16 protein-coding genes and 1 pseudogene are annotated in these 17,724 nt (G+C 66.6%); 6 read left to right on the top strand and 11 right to left on the bottom strand.

The genetic code is table 11. From position 1 onward, the window contains the following. The first annotated feature begins 153 nt into the window (after window positions 1-153). Both THIX_RS02620 and THIX_RS23300 read left to right on the top strand, forming a co-directional pair. Window positions 154-750 carry a patatin-like phospholipase family protein gene (locus THIX_RS02620; RefSeq protein ID WP_233224360.1) on the top strand — a complete coding sequence of 199 codons (597 nt, stop codon included), beginning with the start codon at window positions 154-156 and terminating at the stop codon, window positions 748-750. Window positions 751-864: 114 nt separating this feature from the next. Then, window positions 865-1,014, top strand: a complete 150-nt coding sequence (locus THIX_RS23300; protein WP_158540782.1) for a hypothetical protein — start codon at window positions 865-867, stop codon at window positions 1,012-1,014. A 161-nt stretch (window positions 1,015-1,175) separates the two neighbouring features. On the opposite strand, the pseudogene THIX_RS02615 reads toward THIX_RS23300, so the two are convergent. Next, a pseudogene (locus tag THIX_RS02615) lies at window positions 1,176-1,801 on the bottom strand (glutathione peroxidase). 267 nt (window positions 1,802-2,068) lie between these two features. Here THIX_RS02615 and THIX_RS02610 point away from each other — a divergent pair. Then, window positions 2,069-3,031, top strand: coding sequence for a MerR family transcriptional regulator (locus THIX_RS02610; protein ID WP_112484719.1), 963 nt, complete (start codon window positions 2,069-2,071; stop codon window positions 3,029-3,031). 7 nt (window positions 3,032-3,038) lie between these two features. Here the strand turns inward: THIX_RS02610 and THIX_RS02605 are convergent, their stop codons facing one another. Further along, on the bottom strand, window positions 3,039-4,514 hold the full coding sequence (locus tag THIX_RS02605; RefSeq protein ID WP_233224359.1) for a chloride channel protein: 1,476 nt from the start codon (window positions 4,512-4,514) through the stop codon (window positions 3,039-3,041). Window positions 4,515-4,713: 199 nt separating this feature from the next. On the opposite strand from THIX_RS02605, the gene rfaE2 reads away from it, so the two are divergent. Beyond that, the gene (rfaE2, locus tag THIX_RS02600; RefSeq protein ID WP_112484718.1) at window positions 4,714-5,226 is read left to right on the top strand and encodes a D-glycero-beta-D-manno-heptose 1-phosphate adenylyltransferase; all 513 of its coding nucleotides are present in this window, start codon (window positions 4,714-4,716) and stop codon (window positions 5,224-5,226) included. A 73-nt stretch (window positions 5,227-5,299) separates the two neighbouring features. Here the strand turns inward: rfaE2 and THIX_RS02595 are convergent, their stop codons facing one another. The 6 genes from THIX_RS02595 to argS all read right to left on the bottom strand — a co-directional run bounded on the left by THIX_RS02595 (window position 5,300) and on the right by argS (window position 11,632). Next, window positions 5,300-6,775, bottom strand: a complete 1,476-nt coding sequence (locus THIX_RS02595) for an RNA polymerase factor sigma-54 (RefSeq protein ID WP_112484717.1) — start codon at window positions 6,773-6,775, stop codon at window positions 5,300-5,302. Between the two features lie 35 nt (window positions 6,776-6,810). Continuing rightward, the gene (gene lptB, locus THIX_RS02590) at window positions 6,811-7,536 is read right to left on the bottom strand and encodes an LPS export ABC transporter ATP-binding protein (protein ID WP_112488092.1); all 726 of its coding nucleotides are present in this window, start codon (window positions 7,534-7,536) and stop codon (window positions 6,811-6,813) included. 68 nt (window positions 7,537-7,604) lie between these two features. Next, complete coding sequence (lptA, locus tag THIX_RS02585) at window positions 7,605-8,234, bottom strand: lipopolysaccharide transport periplasmic protein LptA (protein ID WP_112488091.1); 630 nt, start codon at window positions 8,232-8,234, stop codon at window positions 7,605-7,607. A 155-nt stretch (window positions 8,235-8,389) separates the two neighbouring features. After that, window positions 8,390-9,049: a thiol:disulfide interchange protein DsbA/DsbL gene (locus tag THIX_RS02580; protein WP_112484716.1), complete on the bottom strand. Its 660-nt coding sequence runs from the start codon at window positions 9,047-9,049 to the stop codon at window positions 8,390-8,392. A 90-nt stretch (window positions 9,050-9,139) separates the two neighbouring features. Continuing rightward, window positions 9,140-9,805: an SPOR domain-containing protein gene (locus THIX_RS02575; protein ID WP_112484715.1), complete on the bottom strand. Its 666-nt coding sequence runs from the start codon at window positions 9,803-9,805 to the stop codon at window positions 9,140-9,142. A gap of 84 nt (window positions 9,806-9,889) precedes the next feature. Then, window positions 9,890-11,632: an arginine--tRNA ligase gene (argS, locus tag THIX_RS02570; protein ID WP_112484714.1), complete on the bottom strand. Its 1,743-nt coding sequence runs from the start codon at window positions 11,630-11,632 to the stop codon at window positions 9,890-9,892. Between the two features lie 170 nt (window positions 11,633-11,802). Here argS and THIX_RS02565 point away from each other — a divergent pair, with 170 nt between their 5' ends. Then, window positions 11,803-12,171, top strand: a complete 369-nt coding sequence (locus tag THIX_RS02565; protein WP_112484713.1) for a PsiF family protein — start codon at window positions 11,803-11,805, stop codon at window positions 12,169-12,171. A 45-nt stretch (window positions 12,172-12,216) separates the two neighbouring features. Here THIX_RS02565 and THIX_RS02560 read toward each other — a convergent pair whose 3' ends face one another. From THIX_RS02560 to coq7, 3 genes are all read right to left on the bottom strand, one after another. Then, window positions 12,217-13,542: an IS110-like element ISCARN20 family transposase gene (locus THIX_RS02560; RefSeq protein WP_086558138.1), complete on the bottom strand. Its 1,326-nt coding sequence runs from the start codon at window positions 13,540-13,542 to the stop codon at window positions 12,217-12,219. Window positions 13,543-14,093: 551 nt separating this feature from the next. After that, entirely contained in the window at window positions 14,094-15,293 is a 1,200-nt protein-coding gene (locus THIX_RS02555) for a septal ring lytic transglycosylase RlpA family protein (protein ID WP_112484712.1), read from the bottom strand. Between the two features lie 272 nt (window positions 15,294-15,565). Then, entirely contained in the window at window positions 15,566-16,273 is a 708-nt protein-coding gene (gene coq7, locus THIX_RS02550; protein WP_112484711.1) for a 2-polyprenyl-3-methyl-6-methoxy-1,4-benzoquinone monooxygenase, read from the bottom strand. A gap of 353 nt (window positions 16,274-16,626) precedes the next feature. On the opposite strand from coq7, the gene THIX_RS02545 reads away from it, so the two are divergent. Continuing rightward, window positions 16,627-17,715: a porin gene (locus THIX_RS02545; RefSeq protein WP_112484710.1), complete on the top strand. Its 1,089-nt coding sequence runs from the start codon at window positions 16,627-16,629 to the stop codon at window positions 17,713-17,715. Window positions 17,716-17,724: the final 9 nt, after the last annotated feature.

The raw sequence follows: 17,724 nt of genomic DNA, 5'->3' as shown, positions 1-17,724 counted from the left end.
CCTCATTCTCCTGCTGGCCGAATTCCCAGCATGGAGCCATTGGCCGGTGTTGGCGCCGCATTGCGGTGCAGGGAACAACGCCACGTCGGCGTTGCGGACAATCACCTTGAGCGCCGCGCCGAATTGCCGCACCATGTGGCAACCGGCACGTCCATGCAAGAAGCATCGCCCCTCCACCTCCCCTCGCCCCGGCCTTCGCCTGGCGAGGGCGCGGCGCTGGTGCTGCCTGGCGGCGAAGCGCGTACGGCCTACCAGGCAGGCGTGCTGCAAGGGCTGGCCAACCTTCTGCAGCAGCAGGGCTGGCCGGCGGAGCGCAACCCGTTTCCGGTGGTTTGCGGCACATCGGCGGGGGCCATCAATGCCGCGCATTACGCCAGCGGCGTGGCCACCTGGGCCGACACGCTGCAAGCGCTGCCGGGGATCTGGGCCAGTCTGCATGCCGATCAGGTGTTTCACACCCAGCCGCATTATTTGCTGCGCGGCGAGCTGCGCTGGCTGGGCTTGATGTCCACTGGCTGGCTGGTGCGCCAAAGTCCGCGCGCGCTGCAGCCCTTTCGCGAGTTCCCGGTGCTGCTCATCACCCCGTCCGAGTCCATCAACGCCATCGCGGCACTGGAGCCGCATGCCGCGCGGCATGCGCGCGCTCATGGGCGCCATCGGCGCGGCCGAGGCCACGGGCGCGGCGCTCGCCAGCTATCTGCTGTTCGAGCCCGGCTTCTGCACCGAACTGACGCAACTGGGCGAGCGTGACACGCTGATCCAGGCCGATGCCATCCGTCGCTTTGTCGACGCCCACGTTCCGGCGCCCTGAGCCTTGGAGCGCAGCCCTCGCAAGGCGCCCCGACGCTGCAATAGGCTCCGCCCATGCTCAACGTCTTCACCCTCCAGAACAATCGCCTCGTCCGGCACGAAATCGAGGATGCCGACGACCTCGTCCGGATCGACCCGGTGCGGGTCGATCCGGACGAGCCCGAGAGCTGGGAACTGGCCTGGGTGGAGGAACGCTTCGGCTGACCGTGCCGGCCGAAGCCCTCGAAGGCGTGTATGTGGCGCTGGAAGCCGCCAGCGAGTCCATCATGCGCCCGGCACCACCGACACCCGCGCCGCCGGGCAGGCCCGCCGGCTGTTCGGGCGATACCGAACCGCCCCTTGCAGCGGCGGTCAGCCCGCCGATCTCAACTCTTTTGCTTCAACAGCGCCTGAATCGTGTCGACGAACTCGGCGTTCTCAGGGGTTGTCAGGCTGGAATACACGTTCACCACCTTGCCCTGGCGGTCGATCAGGTATTTGTAGAAATTCCACTTGGGTTGATCGCCCGTGGCCAGGATGAGCTTCTTGTAGAAGGCATTCGGCTGGGGCTCGGTGACGTGTGAGGGCGCGAACATCGGGAAATTCACGCTGTAGGTGTCTTTGCAGAACGCGGCGATCTTGCTCGGATCCTTCATTTCCTGGTTGAAGTCGTTGGACGGGAAACCGAGCACACCAAGCCTTCAGGCCCGTATTTCTTGGACATCGCCTCCAGCCCCTTGTACTGCGGGGTGAAGCCGCAATAGCTGGCGGTGTTCACCACCAGCACCACCTTGCCGGCGTATTGGCAGAGGTCGATGGATTTGTCGTCCTGCAGGCGCGGAACGGTCTGGTTGAGCAGGGTTGGGCAGGTGCCCGAGGCCGCCTGGGGGGCGGGCGACGCAGGCGCTTGGGCGTTGGCGGCCTGGGCATTCAGGGCCAGGCCGCCAAACAAGGCGGCGGCAAGCACGATGGGGAAGAGGCGCATCGGTAACTCCAGTCGGGTAGCAGGCATGAACGTGGGAAGGATGATGCAGGATGTCCTCGACAAAACACCAGCCGAAGCCGTTCTGTCCAGGACAACTGTGGGGTTTTGTCCAGGACGAGTCGAGGCCGCCTAAGATGCCCGCGAGCACCGAGGCGGCACGACGCTGGCGCTCCTCGATGTCAAGGGCAGCTGGAAGCGGCCATCCGCTTCCTTGAGAAAGCGAAGATGGACACCCATGATTGACAACGCCTGTCATGTCGATACGGATTCAAGCCGCCCGCGAAACCCGCGACCATGAATGACCGCACCGCCTCATCCGCCCTGCGCATGAACATTGCCGCCGTCGAACGCGATACCGGAATTCCCAAAGACACCTTGCGGGTCTGGGAGCGGCGCTACGGCTTCCCCCAACCGTTGCGCGACGCCATGGACGAGCGCCAGTACCCGCTCGATCAGGTGGAGAAGCTGCGGCTCATCAAGCGCCTCATGGGCGCCGGGCACCGGCCCGGGCGCATCGTCGGCCTGCCCACCGAGCATCTCGATGCCCTGGCGCGGGCGCAGGAAGGACCCGCGCAGGCGCCAATCGCACGCACTCAGGCCCAGAGCCTGCATGACCTGCAGCTGATCAAGCAGCACGACGCCGAAAAGTTGCGGCGCGAACTGGTGCAGGCGCAGATGCGCCTGGGCTTGGGCCGCTTCGTCACCGAGATCGCCGCCCCGCTCGTCACGGAGGTTGGCGAAGCCTGGATGCGTGGCGACCTGGAAATTTTCGAAGAACACCTGTTTTCCGAAATCATGCACCGCGTGCTGCGCGCCGGCATCGCGGCCGTTCCGGGTACGGAATCCCCGGCGGCGGCGCGCCCCCGCGTGCTGCTCACCACCATGCCGCAAGAGCCGCACGGCATGGGCTTGCTGATGGCCGAGGCGATGCTGGCGCTGGAAGGTTGCCACTGCGTCTCGCTCGGCGTGCAGACGCCGTTGTGGAACATGCTGCTGGCGGTGCAGGCGCATCGCAGCGACGTGCTGGTGCTGAGTTTTTCAGGCGTGCCGACGCAGACCCAGGTCCTGGACGCGTTGGCTGAACTGCGCGACAAGCTGCCCGCCCATGTGGCACTGTGGGCCGGCGGCTCGTCGCCCGCGCTCAAACGCGCAGCGCCCGACATTCAGGTCACCCGCACTCTCGGCTCGCTGGCCGAGGCCGTGGCGGCCTGGCGCAGCGCCCACCCCTCGCCACCGGCGGTGGACGGCGCCGCCTGACGCCCCGTCAAGGCTTGGTCGCCGTCGGCGTGCCGGCTTCCGGTGTTTGCGCATCACCCAGGGGTGCCACCTCATCCGCAGGCGGGGGCACGGCCGTGGCTGGAAACTCGCCGCCGGCCACCTTCGGCTCGCGGTGTTCGCCTTCCTTCAGCCCCAAGGCCTCGGAGTAGACCGAGCGATGGCGCAGCAGGCTGCCGATGACGGAAGCGATGACGCAGGCCGGCATGGCCGCCATCACCACGTTGTAGTTGCGCGTGATCTCGAACACCATGATGGCCGACATCGCCGGGGCGTGGGTGGTGGCGGCCAGCAGGCTGCCCATGCCCACCAGGGTCCACAGCGCCTGCGAGTGGCTGGCTTCGGGCACGAGGAACAGATGCGACACCATCAGCCCCATGGCGCCGCCGAGCGCCAGCGTGGGGGTGAGCACGCCGCCCGGAATGCCGGCGGCGCTCGCCGCCGTGACGGCGAGCATGCGCAACACGAACACCGCGGCCACGGCCGTGAGCGTCCAGTGATCGACCAGGAAGGACTGCACCACGCTGTAGCCATTGCCCCAGACCTGCGGCATGAGCAGGGACAGCAGGCCGATGAACAGGCCGGCCAGGCCCATGCGCAGCGGCAGGAAGCCAACCAGTGGCTGATACTTGCGGCGCGCGGTGTCGAGCAGCCAGAGGAAGGCCGGACCGATGAAGCCGGCCAGCAGGCCGAGCAGCGAGGCGTCGAGCAGGTCGATGAAGCTGATGGGCGGCACCATGTGCGCCAGGTAGAGCGGGCCGGTGGCGAACAGGCTTTGGGTGGTGAGTTCCCCGATCACCGCGGCCACCAGCACAGCGGTGATTTCGCGCAGCTGCAGGCCGCCGAGAATGATTTCGGCGACGAACAGGGTGCCGGCGATCGGCGCGTGATACGCCCCGGCAAAACCCGCTGCCGCACCGCAGGCGACGATGAGCCGCTGGTGCGCCGGGTCGGCGCGGCCGATGCGGCCGATGAAGGACGACACCAGCGAGGCGAACTGGATCATCGTGCCTTCGCGGCCGATGGTGATGCCGCCGCTCACCGCCACCAGCGACGAGGCGGTGCGCATCAGGTTGGGCACCACCGGCAGCAGGCCGTCGCCCACGCGCACCGCCTCCATGTACTCCGGCCCGCGCGGGCGCTTGATCCAGCGCTGCCCGGCCCACATGATGAGCCCGCCGACGACCGCGGCAATCACTGGAATGACGGCCCGCTGCCAAAGCGGCAGCCCGGCGGCAGCGGTGACCAGATGCTCGTGCGTGCTGTAGAGGCGGATGATGGCGTACATCGCCTGGCGGAAGCCCTCCACCGCCACCGAGGCGACAAAACCGATGATGGCCGCGACCAGCATCATCGGCACCATCGGGTCTAAACCCAGGCGCAGATGGACGAGCAAGGCGTGGAAGCGGTTCGAGATGGATTCGGACATGACGAGCTGGCGCGGCAGGCCATCGCCGCTGCGCAAGGGAAAGGTTGCAGAAATGGTATCGGCTCGCACGCCCCAGAGCGGTGAAGTTTGGTGAACGCCGACAACAAGCGCTCCACCGCGAGGACGCGCGACCGATCGCGGGTCCTCGCGGATGGTCGTGGTTGGCAGCTGGCGGTCGCGTTGCCGCGAACGGGTTCGTACCGCCCGCACGGACGGCTTTGCGACAATGCCAGCCATGTCCAGCAGCCCCGCATCCACCTCACCCCCCGCCCCGGCCTTTCTGCGCAAGCTCTGTGCGCCGGCGCAATTGCCGCAGGCCCTGGCCGCGCTGCCGCGCCCGCTGGTGTTCACCAACGGCGTGTTCGACATCCTGCACCGCGGCCATGTGACTTACCTCGCACAGGCGCGCGCGCTCGGCGCCAGTCTGGTGCTGGGGCTGAACTCCGACGCTTCGGCGCGCAGCCTGGGCAAGGGCCCCGAGCGCCCGCTCAACCCGCAAGACGATCGCGCCGCCGTACTGGCCGCGCTGGAAAGCGTGAGCCTGGTGGTGCTGTTCGACGAAGCCACGCCGCTGGCGCTGCTGCGGCTGGTGCGCCCCGAGATTTATGTGAAGGGCGGCGACTACAGCGTCGCGACCCTGCCCGAAACCCCGCTGGTGCGCGGCTGGGGCGGCGAGGTGCGCATCCTGCCCTTCGTCGCCGGCCGCTCTACCACGGCGCTGGTGCGGCGCATTCGCGGGGAAGGCTGAACCCGCCTCACGGGGGCGCGTCACGCATCGGGGTGCGGATGCAGAGTCCGCCGCACGGGGCCCGCGCACGGCCCTATGGGCTGGACGCGCTCTTGCGTTGCGCCGTCGGCGGAATGCGCAGGGCTTCGCGGTACTTGGCCACGGTGCGCCGCGCCACGGTGATGCCCTGGGCGGCGAGGCGCTCGGCGAGTTCGCCGTCCGAGAGCGGCGCCGCCGGGTTCTCGTCCTGCACCATTTGGCGGATGATGGCGCGCACCGCGGTGCTCGATGCGTTGCCGCCGGTATCGGTGGACAGGCCCGAGCCGAAAAAGTATTTCAGCTCGAACGTGCCGAACGGCGTGAGCACGTATTTCTGCGTGGTCACACGCGAGATGGTGGACTCGTGCAAGCCGAGCTCATCGGCGATTTCGCGCAGCACCAGTGGGCGCATGCCCAGCTCGCCATGGCTGAAAAAGTTCTGCTGGCGCTCGATCACGGCCTGCGCCACGCGCTCGATGGTCTCGAAGCGCTGCTGCACATTGCGCACGAACCAGCGCGCCTCCTGCAACTGGCCCGACAGCCCGGCGCCGTCGCGCGAGCGGCGCAGCAGATCGGCATACAGGCTGTTGATGCGCAGCTTGGGCAGCACCTCGGGGTTGAGCATCGCGCGCCAACGCCGGCCGCTGCGCATGGCGATGACGTCGGGCGTGACGGCCTGCGCGGTGGACGGCATGAAGCGCGCGCCCGGGCGCGGATCCAGCCGCGCGATGCGTTGCTGCACCTCGCGCAGCGCGGCCTCGTCGACCTGCAGGGCGCGGGCCAGCCGCTTCCAGTCGCGCTTGGACAGCAGGGCCAGATGGCCGCCAGCGCACAAGGCGATGGCCAGGTCGCGCTCCGGGCAGGGGGCTTGGCGCTGGAGTTGCAAGCACATGCACTCGCCCAGGCTGGTGGCGCCGACGCCAGCCGGGTCGAAACTCTGCACCAGCTTCAAACCCATGCGCAGCGCGCTGCACAGCGCTTCGCGCTCCTCCTCGCCGGCCTCGGCGTCGAGTTCGGCGCCCAGCAACTCGGGGCCTTCGGCCAGGTAGCCGTCTTCGTCGAGCGAGTCGATGATGGCCTCGGCCGCGGCGCGGTCGGCCTCGCTCAGCCCCAGGCCCGCGAGCTGGCCGCGCAGATGGGCGCGCAGATCGGTGCCCACATGCGCCAGGCCCAGCGGGTCGAAGTCGTCGTCGGCCTCGCCGCCACTGCCCTGCCAGTTTTCGCCCGGCGCGGTATCCCACTCGCCCTGCTCGGCACCGGACTGCCAGTCCTCGCGGTCGAGCTTGAGTTCGACGGCCTCATCGCTCGCCTCCTTGCGCGCCTCGGCGGCTTCCGTCGCGCTTTGCGCCTCGGCGGGCGTCTCGACATCGCCCTCGCCTTCCTCATGCTCCAGAAAAGGGTTGGCCTCGAGCATCTGCTCGACTTCCTGCAGCAACTCCAGCGTGGAGAGTTGCAGCAGGCGGATGGATTGCTGCAACTGCGGCGTGAGCGCGAGGTGCTGCGACAGGCGAAGATTGAGCGACTGCTTCATGGTTTTGGCGCGCGCTCAAGGAAACGCAGGAGCGCTCATAAGCGGAAACTCTCGCCCAGATAGACCTTGCGCACGGCCGGATTGTTGACGATGTCGTCCGGCTTGCCCAGCGCCAGCACGCTGCCCTCGCTGATGATGCAGGCGTGGTCGCAGATGCCCAGGGCTTCGCGCACGTTGTGATCGGTGATGAGCACGCCAATGCCGCGCGACTTGAGGAATTGGACGATGCGCTGGATTTCGATGACGGCGATGGGATCGATGCCGGCGAAGGGCTCGTCGAGCAGGATGAACTGGGGATTGGTGGCCAGCGCCCGGGCAATTTCCACCCGCCGCCGCTCGCCGCCCGACAAGGCGATGGCTGGACTGTCGGCCAGATGCTCCACATGCAGCTCGCGCAGCAACTGCCCCAGGCGCGCTTCGATCTCGGGCTTTTTCAGGGCACGGCCCTCGGCGTCGTGCTGCAGTTCCAGCACCGCACGCACGTTTTCGGCCGCCGACAGGCCGCGAAAAATCGAGGCTTCCTGCGGCAGGTAGGACAGGCCCAGACGCGCGCGCCGGTACATCGGCTGATGCGTGATGTTCTGGCCGTTGAGGTGGATCTCGCCGCCGTCGGCCCGCACCAGGCCGACGATCATGTAGAACGAGGTGGTCTTGCCGGCGCCGTTCGGGCCAAGCAGCCCGACCACCTCGCCACCGCGCACCTCCAGGCTCACGTCGCGCACCACCTGGCGCCCGCCATAGCGCTTTTGCAAGCCGCGCATGCTGAGCACCCCGGCATGCTGGGTCTGGGCCGACGCCGCCGGCTCCACCGGCTTCAACACCGCCGCGTTCACGGCCGCGCTCCCAGGCCTGGCGACACCTTCAACGCCGGCGCCGGCCCGCTGGGCTTGGCTGCGGGCTGCGTGGTGCGCGGCGACAGCATCACCCGCACCCGGCCGTTGGGGTTGGAAGGCGTGGCGCCGGCTTTGCCGCCGACCACGGTGAAGACATCCGTCAGGTCGTTGTAGGTGATGACCTCACCCTGGGCACGGTCCGTCAGCTTGCCATCGCTCAGGCGGTCGAGCGTGGCCTGGCCGGTGAATGTGACCACGTCGCTCTTGCCGTCGTAGTGAATGGTGACGGCGCTGCCGAACATCGACGGCGTGGGCTGCCCCGGCTGCGCGTCCAGCGTCTGCGCGTAGGTCGCGAGCTTGTTCGGCGTGCCGAATGCGGTGGCGTCGTCATAGCCCTGCGGCGTCTGCACCACCTCCACGCGGGCGGCGTGAATCACCAGCGAACCTTTGGTGACCACCACATTGCCGGTGAACACGCTGGTCTGCTTGACGTCGTTGTAGTGCATCGCGTCGGCCTCGACCTGAATCGGCTGCGTCTTGTCGGACTGCAGCGCCTGGGCCGGAACCAGCGTGGCCGCCAGCAGCGCCGCCAGCAGCAGGCGCGTCGCGGAGCGAAGCATGGGCATGAAGTTTGCTTTCATGTGGAGCATTGTAGGCATGTCGGCCCCGTTCCTGAGCCGCCCGGCTCGGGCAGGGGTCGGCTGTCGGCTGGTCTTGGCCCAAGCGTGAAAAAGCCCGCGATTGCGGGCTTTTCAGCGGCAAGACGAAGCCGGAATCTGGCTTATTTGGCTGTTTTCGCCATGCCAGCGCGCAATTGCTGCACCAGAAAATCGACCGCCTGCAAGACCTTCTCGTTGTTGGGCGTCTCCGGCATCGAGGCTGATGCGGTGTACATGCCGCCGACCGCAAGCGTGGGCACGCCGGTGATCTGGTAGTCCGTCACCATTTGCGTGGCGCGCTTGGTTTCCATTTGCACGCCGAAGGAGTTGTAGGCGTTCATGAACGTGGCCTTCGGAATGCCGCGCCCGACCAGCCAGTTGGCCATCTGCTCCGGCGTTCCGAGCGGGATGTGCTGCACATGAATGGCGTTGAAAATGGCGCCCTGCAAGGCATCGACCTTGCCCAGGGCCTTGAGCGCGTAATACAGCTTTTGCTGCGCGACGTATTGCGGCGCGAACGCCACCGGCACGCGTTCCAGGACGACATCGGCCGGTTGCTTTTTCGCCCAGGCTTCCAGCAGGGGCTCGAACTCGAAGCAATGCGGGCAGTCGTACCAGAAGAATTCGGTGACGACGATCTTGCCCTTGTGGCCAACCGGCTGTGCGCTCGGCAGCTTGTTGTAACCGGCGCCTTCCTGGAATGGGGCGGCGCCTGCGGCGTTTGCCGCAACACTGAAACCGAGCAACAGCAGCGCGGCGATGCGGGCGAACCAGCGATTCATGGTGCTTCCTTTCAAGGGGTTGAGATGGGTGTGCAATTCAGTTGCCGCGTGCAGGGTCGCCTCGCTCGAGACCAACCCTGTTCCGCAGGGCTACTTCGAAACCTTAACGACTGCGGATTCGATTCCGTTGTCATTCAAGAGTTTCTGCGCCTTGTCGGCCTGCTCGGCGGCGGGGTAAGGGCCCACGCGCACGCGGTAGAGGGTGCGGCCACCGACCACGCGCTCGTCAATATGCGCTTCCAGCCCGGTGAACGCCACTTTGGCGCGCTGGCTTTCAGCGTCGGCCTTGGTGCTGTAGGCGCCGATTTGCAGGATGTAGAGCAGATTGGAAGATCCCGCCGGAGTGGCGGTATTGGCCGGTGCTGGCATTGCGGGGCTGATTGCACCCGTGACACCAGCGGCAGTCGCTGCCTGGCCCGACTGCACCACACCCGTGGGCGGCTGGCCCAGCGACTCGATCGCCTTGGGCGAGAGCGGGGCGCTGCTCACCTGCACGGGGATGGAGCTGCCGGCCACCGGAGCCGGAGCGCCGCCGCTGACCAGGCCCTGATTCGGATTCCAGTTGGCCGCGCCGGACGCCGCGCCGCTGGGGCGCTCCTGGAAGCGGTTCATGAAGGGCAGCGGCGCCTTGGTGATGTACATGGCCGCCACCAGCGCGATGGCCAGGCCCAGCACCAGACCGACGATCAGGCCGAGCAGGGTGCCGCCGCGCTGGGCGCAGCCGGGCGAACGGATGGGGAGAAGGTGTTGAGGCATGGCGTGACGGGATGGGGTGCGATGGAATGACGGCGGCGCGAACCGAGGGCTGTTGAACCTGCGCCGGCCTGGCCTGGGCGGGCCTTACATGCGCTGCGGGCTGCTGACGCCCAGCATGGCCAACGCATTGTGCAACACCTGACGCACGGCTTGCAGCAGGGCGAGACGAGCCTGCTTGAGTGCGGCATCATCCACCAGCACGCGCTCGGCGTTGTAGAAGGCGTGGAAGCTGCCGGCGAGCTGGCGCGCGTAGAACGCCACATCGTGCGGCGTCAGGTCGTCCGCCGCCTGGCGCAGCATCTCGGGGTAGCGGGCGAGCAGCATCATCAGCTCCAGCTCGCGCGGGCTGGTGAGCAGGCTCAGGTCGGCCCGCTGCAACGCCGCCTGCTCGCCGTTGTCGCGCTCGGCCCATTGCGCCAGCACCGAACAGATGCGGGCGTGGGCGTACTGCACGTAGTACACCGGGTTTTCATCGCTCTGCGCCAGGGCCAGGTCGATGTCGAAGACGAACTCGGTGTCGGCCTTGCGCGAAACCAGGAAAAAACGCACCGCGTCGCGCCCGCGCTGCAAGGCGGCGTCGCGCTCGGCTGGCGTCATGTCGTCGCGCACGCCGCCGGACCATTCGATCAGGTCGCGCACCGTGACATAGCTGCCGGCGCGCTTGGAAATTTTCACTTCCTCGCCGCCGCGCATCACCGTCACCATCTTGTGCAGCACATAGCTCGGGTACGTTTTGGGAATGGCCAGATTCGCCGCCTGCAGACCGGCGCGCACGCGGGCCATGGTGCCGTGGTGGTCCGAGCCCTGGATGTTGATGGCGTGGTGGAAGCCCCGCTCCCATTTGGCCAGGTGATAGGCGACGTCCGGCAGGAAGTAGGTGTAGCTGCCGTCGGACTTGCGCATCACGCGGTCCTTGTCGTCGCCGAAATCGGTGGTGCGCAGCCACAACGCGCCCTCGTGCTCGTAGGTGTGGCCGGAAGCGACCAAGGCCTGGACCGTGCGCTCCACCCTGCCGTCGGCGTACAGGCTGGACTCCAGGTAGTAGGTGTCGAAACGGATGCCGAAGGTCTTGAGGTCGAGGTCTTGCTCGCGGCGCAGATAGGCCACGGCGAAGCGGCGGATGGCGTCGAGGTCGTCGGCGTTACCCGCGACTTGCACCGCCGCGCCGTCTTCGGCCGGCACCACCGCCCGCCCCAGATAGTCGCGCGCGATCTCGGCGATGTACTCGCCGTTGTAAGCCGCCTCGGGCCAGCCAGCCGCGCCCGGCGCCAGCCCGCGCGCCCGCGCCTGCACCGACAGCGCCAGGTTCTGGATCTGCACCCCGGCGTCGTTGTAATAGAACTCGCGCGTCACCGTCCAGCCGCTGGCGGCCAGCAGGGCAGCCATGGTGTCGCCCAAAGCGCCCTGCCGGCCGTGGCCGACGTGCAAGGGCCCGGTCGGGTTGGCCGAGACGAACTCGACGAGCACCGGCCCGGCGCTGCCCGCCGGCTCGCGGCCGTAAGCCTCGCCCAGGGCATTGACCGCCGCCACCACGGCCTGCTTGAGCGATGCGGCCAGGGTGAAATTGATGAAGCCCGCGCCCGCCAACTCGATGTTCGCCAGCCCCGCCATCAAGGCCGCATCGGCCTGCACGGCGGCCATCAGGGCTTGGGCGATATCACGTGGGTTGCGCTTAAGGCTGCGTGCGAGCTGCATCGACAGCGTGCAGGAAAAATCACCATGCCCGGCTGATTTTGGCCGCTCCAACACGGCTTCGGGGGCTTGCGGGTGCAGATGTTTCGCGGTTGTGGAGAGAACTCCTGTCAACCGTGATAGATATTCGTACATTATGGTTTCGTTGCGATACAAATCCGCGCATTTTAGGTCGCCTTCCGCCACGGTTGCCGCCCTGCAGGTGTGGAGTTGAGTTCGCAGCGCCATCTTGGTTCCCCTGGCCCTCCAGACGGTTTGCCGCCTGCGTCCTGGCTCTCATTCATCTCTCGCTCGGAGTTTCACCCATGAAGAAGATCATCGTCGCCATCAGCCTGTCCTGTGCCGCCTTCACCCTGCCAGGCCTGGTTTCAGCCCAAGCCGCCACCGCGCAAACCAGCAAAATGGCCACCTGCAACGCCGACGCCAAGACCAAGGCGCTCAAAGGCGAGGACCGTAAAAAGTTCATGAAGGAATGCCTGAGCGCCAAGGCTGCCGAACCGTCCAAGATGGCCGAAGAAAAGAAAGCCATGCCGGCCGCCGCTGCGCACGAAGGCAAGAAGCTGACCGTTCAGCAAGAAAAAATGGTGACCTGCAGCAAAGACGCCAAGACCAAGGCGCTGAAGGGCGACGATCGCAAGAAGTTCATGAAGGAATGCCTGAGCGCCAAGAAGTAAGGCAGTAAGGCGCTCTCAAGAAACAAAATGGGTTGAAGGCCGGTTTCATGCTGGCACCGGGTTTGGATGGATCTGGAAGCCAAGGGCAGCGGCGCGGCGCTTGAGGGCGACGATTGAGCGCTCGCGCTGCTGATCTTCATAGCGCTGCTGGCCTTGATCGACGAACGCCTCGCCACGCGTCAGCATGAAATACACCATGCGCGCCAGCTTGTGCGCGGTGGCGGTATTGGCACGCGGCTTGTCCATGCGGCCCGACAAGCGGCGGTAGAACGCGCCGAGGGCCGAGTCGCTGTGCGACAGGCTCATCGCGGCCATCTTCAGCGCCTGCCTGACCCGATTGGCGGATCGCCGGGTCTTGGCTGACAGCACCTTGCCGCCGCTGATCTTCGTGCCCGGACACAGCCCCAACCAAGAACAGAAGTGCTTGACGTTGGCAAAGCGACTCAGGTTGGGGCCGACCTCCGAGAGGATCTTCATCACCGCAGCCAGACCCAGGCCGTTGATGCGCGTGAGATCGACGCCGGCCCAGTTGGCCAGAATCTGGCGTGCGTCGAACTGCGCGCGCAGCTTGCTGCCTGCACGAGGCGTCTTGCCCAGATCGACCTTGGCCGCGCCAAGCTGGCTCAGCAGTCCTTGCAGCTTGGCGTCGCATTCGCCCAGGTGCCGGGCAATGTCGTCATACATCGCCAGCGCCTGGCGCAGCACGAACAGGTGCTCATCGCGCCAATTGCCCGTCAAGGCCTTGGCAATCTCCGTCTCACTGGCCTTGACACGAGCGTTGCGATACCGGGCCAGCGTCTTGGGGTCGCGCTCGCCAGCGACGATGGCGCGGATGATGGCTTGTCCCGTCAGTCCCATGACATCGGTCAGAACCTCGGTGAGCTGGATGTTCATCTGCACCAGCGCCTTTTGCATGCGCTGCACCCAACTGGCCTGCTCGGCCAAGAGCACGTCGCGCTGACGGGCCACGGCACGCACCACACAGACCTCATCGGTCGGGCGGAACGCCGCGCGCAAGAACCCCAGGCTCATCAACTTCTGCAACCACTGGCAGTCCTGCACATCGCTCTTGCGCCCAGGCACATACTTCATCTGCCGCGCATCGACCAAAAACACCGTCAAGCCGCGTTGCTCCAGCACCTCGAACACCGGGATCCAGTACACCCCGGTGGACTCCAGCGCCACGGTGTCGACCCCACACGCGAGCAGCCAGTCGGCCATGGCGTGCAGATCGTCGGTCATCGCACCGAACTCGCGCACCGGTTCGTCGCAGGCTTGCCGGGGTACCGCCACCCAGTGGCTCGACCCTCCTACGTCGATACCCGCCGCGTTGGGGAAGACCAGATCATCATCTCGCTTGCGCATCGCCATCGTTTGCTCCAAGATTGTCAACGAACGGCAGCGCCATGGGAGTCGTCGAATTCGACTCGATCTCTCAAACGGGATGCACATCGCTGTGCTCACCACTGTCGCCGACGATTCCCGGACCATGCTCACGAGCGGGCTCACCTCACGGCGTCCTACAACGCCGCAGGCTCGCACCAATGACTTGTCGGTCATCTCGGCACTGCCGTTCACCTTGTAGCCCAAAGATCGTTTCTTCGCGAACGCCGGGCGCCCCCAGGGGCTTGGGATGCTCATGAGAAAACGCCGGGCCACCCCAAGTTTTCTCATCCCCCTCGGGGGCGCCTGACGCAAAGCGGCAGGTCTGGGGCCCTTCCAAGGAAACGAAGGGCCGCTCCCGAGCTTCCTGGCCCCTTCGCAGGGCTGGCGCGAAGCGGACGTTTGGGGCGCTGTGCTTGACGTTTTGCACTGTCGGCAGACCGCCGGTGGTGTTTTTCGAACAACGGGGGCTGCTTTGCCGCCCCCGTTGTTCGACCCGCCGCAGTCTGGCTGCACTATTGCACTATTGCACTATTGCACTATTGCTGCACCAGGGTATAGGTGTTCAGCCCGAGGCTGCCGAGTTTGCTTTGCAGCGCCGCATCCGGCTGGCTGGAGGCCAGGGGACCGATCTGCACCCGGTAAAACACCGCGCCATGAATCGTGCCCGGGACGATGATCACCGGCCCGACCCCCGCTGCCATCAGGCGCGCGCGCTCGGCCTGGGCGTTGGCTTGCAGCGCGAAGGCGCCGGTCTGTAAATAGGTTTGGGGCGAGCCCGGCAGTTGCGGCGCAAGTTCCTGCGGCGCGGAGGCCGGCATGGGCGCGGGGCCAGCCAGGGCCGGCGGCGCTGGCTGGGTCGATGACACTGGAGTCGCCGAAAAGCCCGTCGCCAGCTGCACAGGCGCTGGCGGCACCCCACCATCCGCAGGATTCGGGCTCGTGGGACTGTCGACGGCAGCCATTTGCAGGGGTGGCAGGGGCTGCGTCACGATGCCCGCATCCTGCACCGCCCCGGTTTGAGCCACAGCCACGGCGGGAGCCGGCGCAAACTGCTCGGGCAGCGCCGGATTGGCCGGCATGGGGGACGGCCCAGGCTGGGGTGTGGCTGGCGTCGCCGGCGCGCCGCTGGCGGGCGATGGCGTTGCTGGCGGGACATTGCCGGCCAGCGCGACGATGCGCACCTGGGCCGTCCCCGTGCGCGTGATGCCCAGCGCCTGGGCCGCGCCGTAGGACAGGTCCATGATGCGGCTATCGACAAAGGGCCCGCGATCGTTCACCATCACCAGCGCGCTGCGGCCATTGGCCAGATTGGTGACTTGCACACAGGTCGGCAGCGGCAGCGTGCGGCTGGCCGCGGTGAAGGCGCGCGGGTTGAAGCGGTCGCCCATGGACGTGGTCGAGCCCGACTCCCAGCCATACCACGACGCCTTGCCCTGCGCCTCGTAGCCCGACGCGCTGCGCAGCGGCGTGTAACTGCGCCCCAGCACGCGGTAGGTGCGGTTGTAAGCGGCGCGGGTGTTGGGCGGGGGTGCATGACAGCCGCTTTCACCATTCACCGGCGCCTGCCCCTCGGTCCCTTGCGAACTCAGCGGCACGCTGGAACAGCCGCCCATGGCGAACAACACCGCCAGCAACGGCACAAACCCCAGCGTCGCCCGGCCTTTGCCGGGGGCGGGATGGCATGCGACCCCGGCGTCGCTGGAAAGTCCGGCAACAAGCTTGAGGCCGCTGCTCATGGCCTCAAGCTTGAAGGCTCTTGCCGTCGCGCCGCATGCCATGCAAACGCCTGCATTCGGGGCATGCCCGCGCCTCGCAGATTGCAAGTGCCTTGGTGCGCGTTCGAGGAGACCGTCGACATGGCGCTGATTTTAGGGACTGCCGACGCGATTTCCGCGCCCGCGACGGGCCTGGGCGCAGGGTCAGCCACTTTCAAGAAAACGCAGGGCCGCCCCAAGTTTTCTTGCCCCTCGCGGGGGGCGAGGCGGGCTCGGCCCGACCCTGGGGACACTCAAACCCATTGCGCCGTCGTCGTCATCATCATGGCTGCGCCGCGCATGGCCCAGCGCACCGGGGCGGGCAGGCGGGCGGCGCCCAGCTTGTCCGCCGCCCGCGCATGCTCCACCTCGTCGGCCTGCATCTGCGCCACCACCGCGCGCGACTCCACATCCGCCTGCGGCAGGCGTTGCAGATGCGAAGCCAGGTGCTGCTCCACCTGGTTCTCGGTTTCCACGACGAAGCCCAGGCTCACCTTGTCGCCCGCCACGCGCCCGGCCAGCAGGCCCAGGCCGAAGGCCCCGGCGTACCACAGCGGGTTGAGCCAGCTCGGGCGCGAGTCCAGTTCGCGCAGGCGCTGCGCGCACCAGGCCAGGTGATCGCCCTCCTCCCGCGAAGCGTGCAGATAGTGTTGGCGCAACTGGCCGTCGCGCGCCGCCAGCGCCTGCCCCTGGTACAGCGCCTGGGCGCAGATTTCGCCGACGTGGTTCACCCGCATCAGCCTGGCCGAAAGCTCGCGCTCGGCCAGGGACAAGGGAGTGCCCTGACTGGCCGCCGGCCTCGCCAGGGGCGGCGCAGGCATCGGCCGCGACGGCTGCAAGCCGCCGGCCAGGGTTTTCAACGCGTTGTCCGCCGCGACCAGCAAACGGTCGACCGCGCGCGGGTGCGTCGGTGCCCGCGACCGGGCGGATGATGCTGGCTCGGCTCGATGGATGGTGACCATGATGGAACTCCTTTCAAAGTCAGGCAGAGGACACAGGCCGGCAACCCATGCCCATTCCCTTGCCAGGGTGAAAGCATAGACTTCTCCTGGCGGCTTGGCTGCCATCCGGGCGTGCTTGTTCACCACGCTGCCGCGCCCCGCATGTTGTTCCAGTGCAACGCAAGCTCAGGAATCTGGCCCGATGTCGGAACGAGGCCTTGCACCGGCCATCCTCGGGTGCTGAAATGCATGCAACTCCCATCCCGGAGTTGGCGAGTCTGACGGTCGGCACCCAGCCCAAGCCGGCTTGCTACGCAGCGGTAGGCAGCATCGCGGCAAACCGTTTTATCCAACAATCTTCTGGAGATGCATCTATGAAAAAATCACTACTCGCGCTGGCCGTGCTTGGCGCATTCTCAAGCGCAGCCTTCGCCCAAAGCAGCGTGCAGCTGTACGGCATCATCGACCTGGGCGTGGCCCATTACAGCAACGGTAGCGGCAGCGTCACCAAGCTGGGCACCGGCATCCAGTCGGGTTCGCGTATTGGCGTGAAAGGTACTGAAGATCTGGGCGGCGGTCTGTCGGCCTTCTTCGACGCCGAAACCGGCTTCTGCGCCAACGGCGGCACCGGCGCACCCAACACCGGCAATGTCAGCCCCTATTGCACCGGTGGTCCTGGTGGCCAAGGTTTCATGGGCCGCCAGGCCTTCGCCGGCTTGAAGGGTAATTTCGGTGCCGTGTCCTTCGGCCGCCAATACACCCTGACCTTCCTTGACCAAGCCAATATCGACCCGTTCGGTTACGGCCTGACCGGCACCATCAGCAACATCGGCACGATCGGTGCTCCGGCTCGCGCCAGCCAGTCGATGATCTATCAATCGCCGAATTTCAGCGGTTTCAATTTCGCCGGCATGTATGTGTTCGGTGACGGTCTGGGTCTGACAACCACCACAACCACCCAAACCACGGGCGCCTACAACCTGCACGCGGGCTACAACAACGGCCCGGTCATGGTTGGCCTGGATTACCTGCGCGTGAACGCCATTACTGGCAACCCCACTGCCAAGCACACGATGGTGGTCGGCAGCTACGACTTCGGCGTGGCCAAGCTGGCGGGTATGTACGCCCAAAACCAGCTGGGTACTGCTGCTGGTGCAAGCGGCGACAAGTTCGACGTCTGGATGCTGGGCGCGACCGTGCCTGTGGGTCCGGGCTCCATCCTGGCTTCCTACACGCAGATGAAGGACAAGACCACAGCCGGTCTGGGTGCCAAGCAGTACGCGATCGGTTATACGTATTCGCTGTCCAAGCGTACCAACCTGTACACCTCTTACGCTCACATCTCGAACGATGCTTTGGCTGCCAATATTGTTGGCGACGCAACCGGTAACAACGATGCGCCGATCGTCGGTACGGGTTTCAGCTCCAGCGGTTTCGCCCTGGGCATCCGTCACCAGTTCTGATCAGCGCGA

The sequence above is a fragment of the Thiomonas sp. X19 genome (genome assembly GCF_900089495.1).
GTDB lineage: Bacteria > Pseudomonadota > Gammaproteobacteria > Burkholderiales > Burkholderiaceae_C > Thiomonas_A.
Note: the sequence above shows the minus strand (reverse complement) of the source record. Positions and strands in the feature narration are given on the sequence as shown.

Excerpts from the sequence above, each read along its gene's own strand:
- THIX_RS02620 (WP_233224360.1), top strand. The coding sequence starts at position 154 with ATGCAAGAAGCATCGCCCCTCCACCTCCCCTCGCCCCGGCCTTCGCCT.
- THIX_RS23300 (WP_158540782.1), top strand. The coding sequence starts at position 865 with ATGCTCAACGTCTTCACCCTCCAGAACAATCGCCTCGTCCGGCACGAA.
- THIX_RS02610 (WP_112484719.1), top strand. The coding sequence starts at position 2,069 with ATGAATGACCGCACCGCCTCATCCGCCCTGCGCATGAACATTGCCGCC.
- rfaE2 (WP_112484718.1), top strand. The coding sequence starts at position 4,714 with ATGTCCAGCAGCCCCGCATCCACCTCACCCCCCGCCCCGGCCTTTCTG.
- THIX_RS02595 (WP_112484717.1), bottom strand. The coding sequence starts at position 6,775 with ATGAAGCAGTCGCTCAATCTTCGCCTGTCGCAGCACCTCGCGCTCACG.
- lptB (WP_112488092.1), bottom strand. The coding sequence starts at position 7,536 with ATGCGCGGCTTGCAAAAGCGCTATGGCGGGCGCCAGGTGGTGCGCGAC.
- lptA (WP_112488091.1), bottom strand. The coding sequence starts at position 8,234 with ATGCCCATGCTTCGCTCCGCGACGCGCCTGCTGCTGGCGGCGCTGCTG.
- THIX_RS02580 (WP_112484716.1), bottom strand. The coding sequence starts at position 9,049 with ATGAATCGCTGGTTCGCCCGCATCGCCGCGCTGCTGTTGCTCGGTTTC.
- THIX_RS02575 (WP_112484715.1), bottom strand. The coding sequence starts at position 9,805 with ATGCCTCAACACCTTCTCCCCATCCGTTCGCCCGGCTGCGCCCAGCGC.
- argS (WP_112484714.1), bottom strand. The coding sequence starts at position 11,632 with ATGTACGAATATCTATCACGGTTGACAGGAGTTCTCTCCACAACCGCG.
- THIX_RS02565 (WP_112484713.1), top strand. The coding sequence starts at position 11,803 with ATGAAGAAGATCATCGTCGCCATCAGCCTGTCCTGTGCCGCCTTCACC.
- THIX_RS02560 (WP_086558138.1), bottom strand. The coding sequence starts at position 13,542 with ATGGCGATGCGCAAGCGAGATGATGATCTGGTCTTCCCCAACGCGGCG.
- THIX_RS02555 (WP_112484712.1), bottom strand. The coding sequence starts at position 15,293 with ATGAGCAGCGGCCTCAAGCTTGTTGCCGGACTTTCCAGCGACGCCGGG.
- coq7 (WP_112484711.1), bottom strand. The coding sequence starts at position 16,273 with ATGGTCACCATCCATCGAGCCGAGCCAGCATCATCCGCCCGGTCGCGG.
- THIX_RS02545 (WP_112484710.1), top strand. The coding sequence starts at position 16,627 with ATGAAAAAATCACTACTCGCGCTGGCCGTGCTTGGCGCATTCTCAAGC.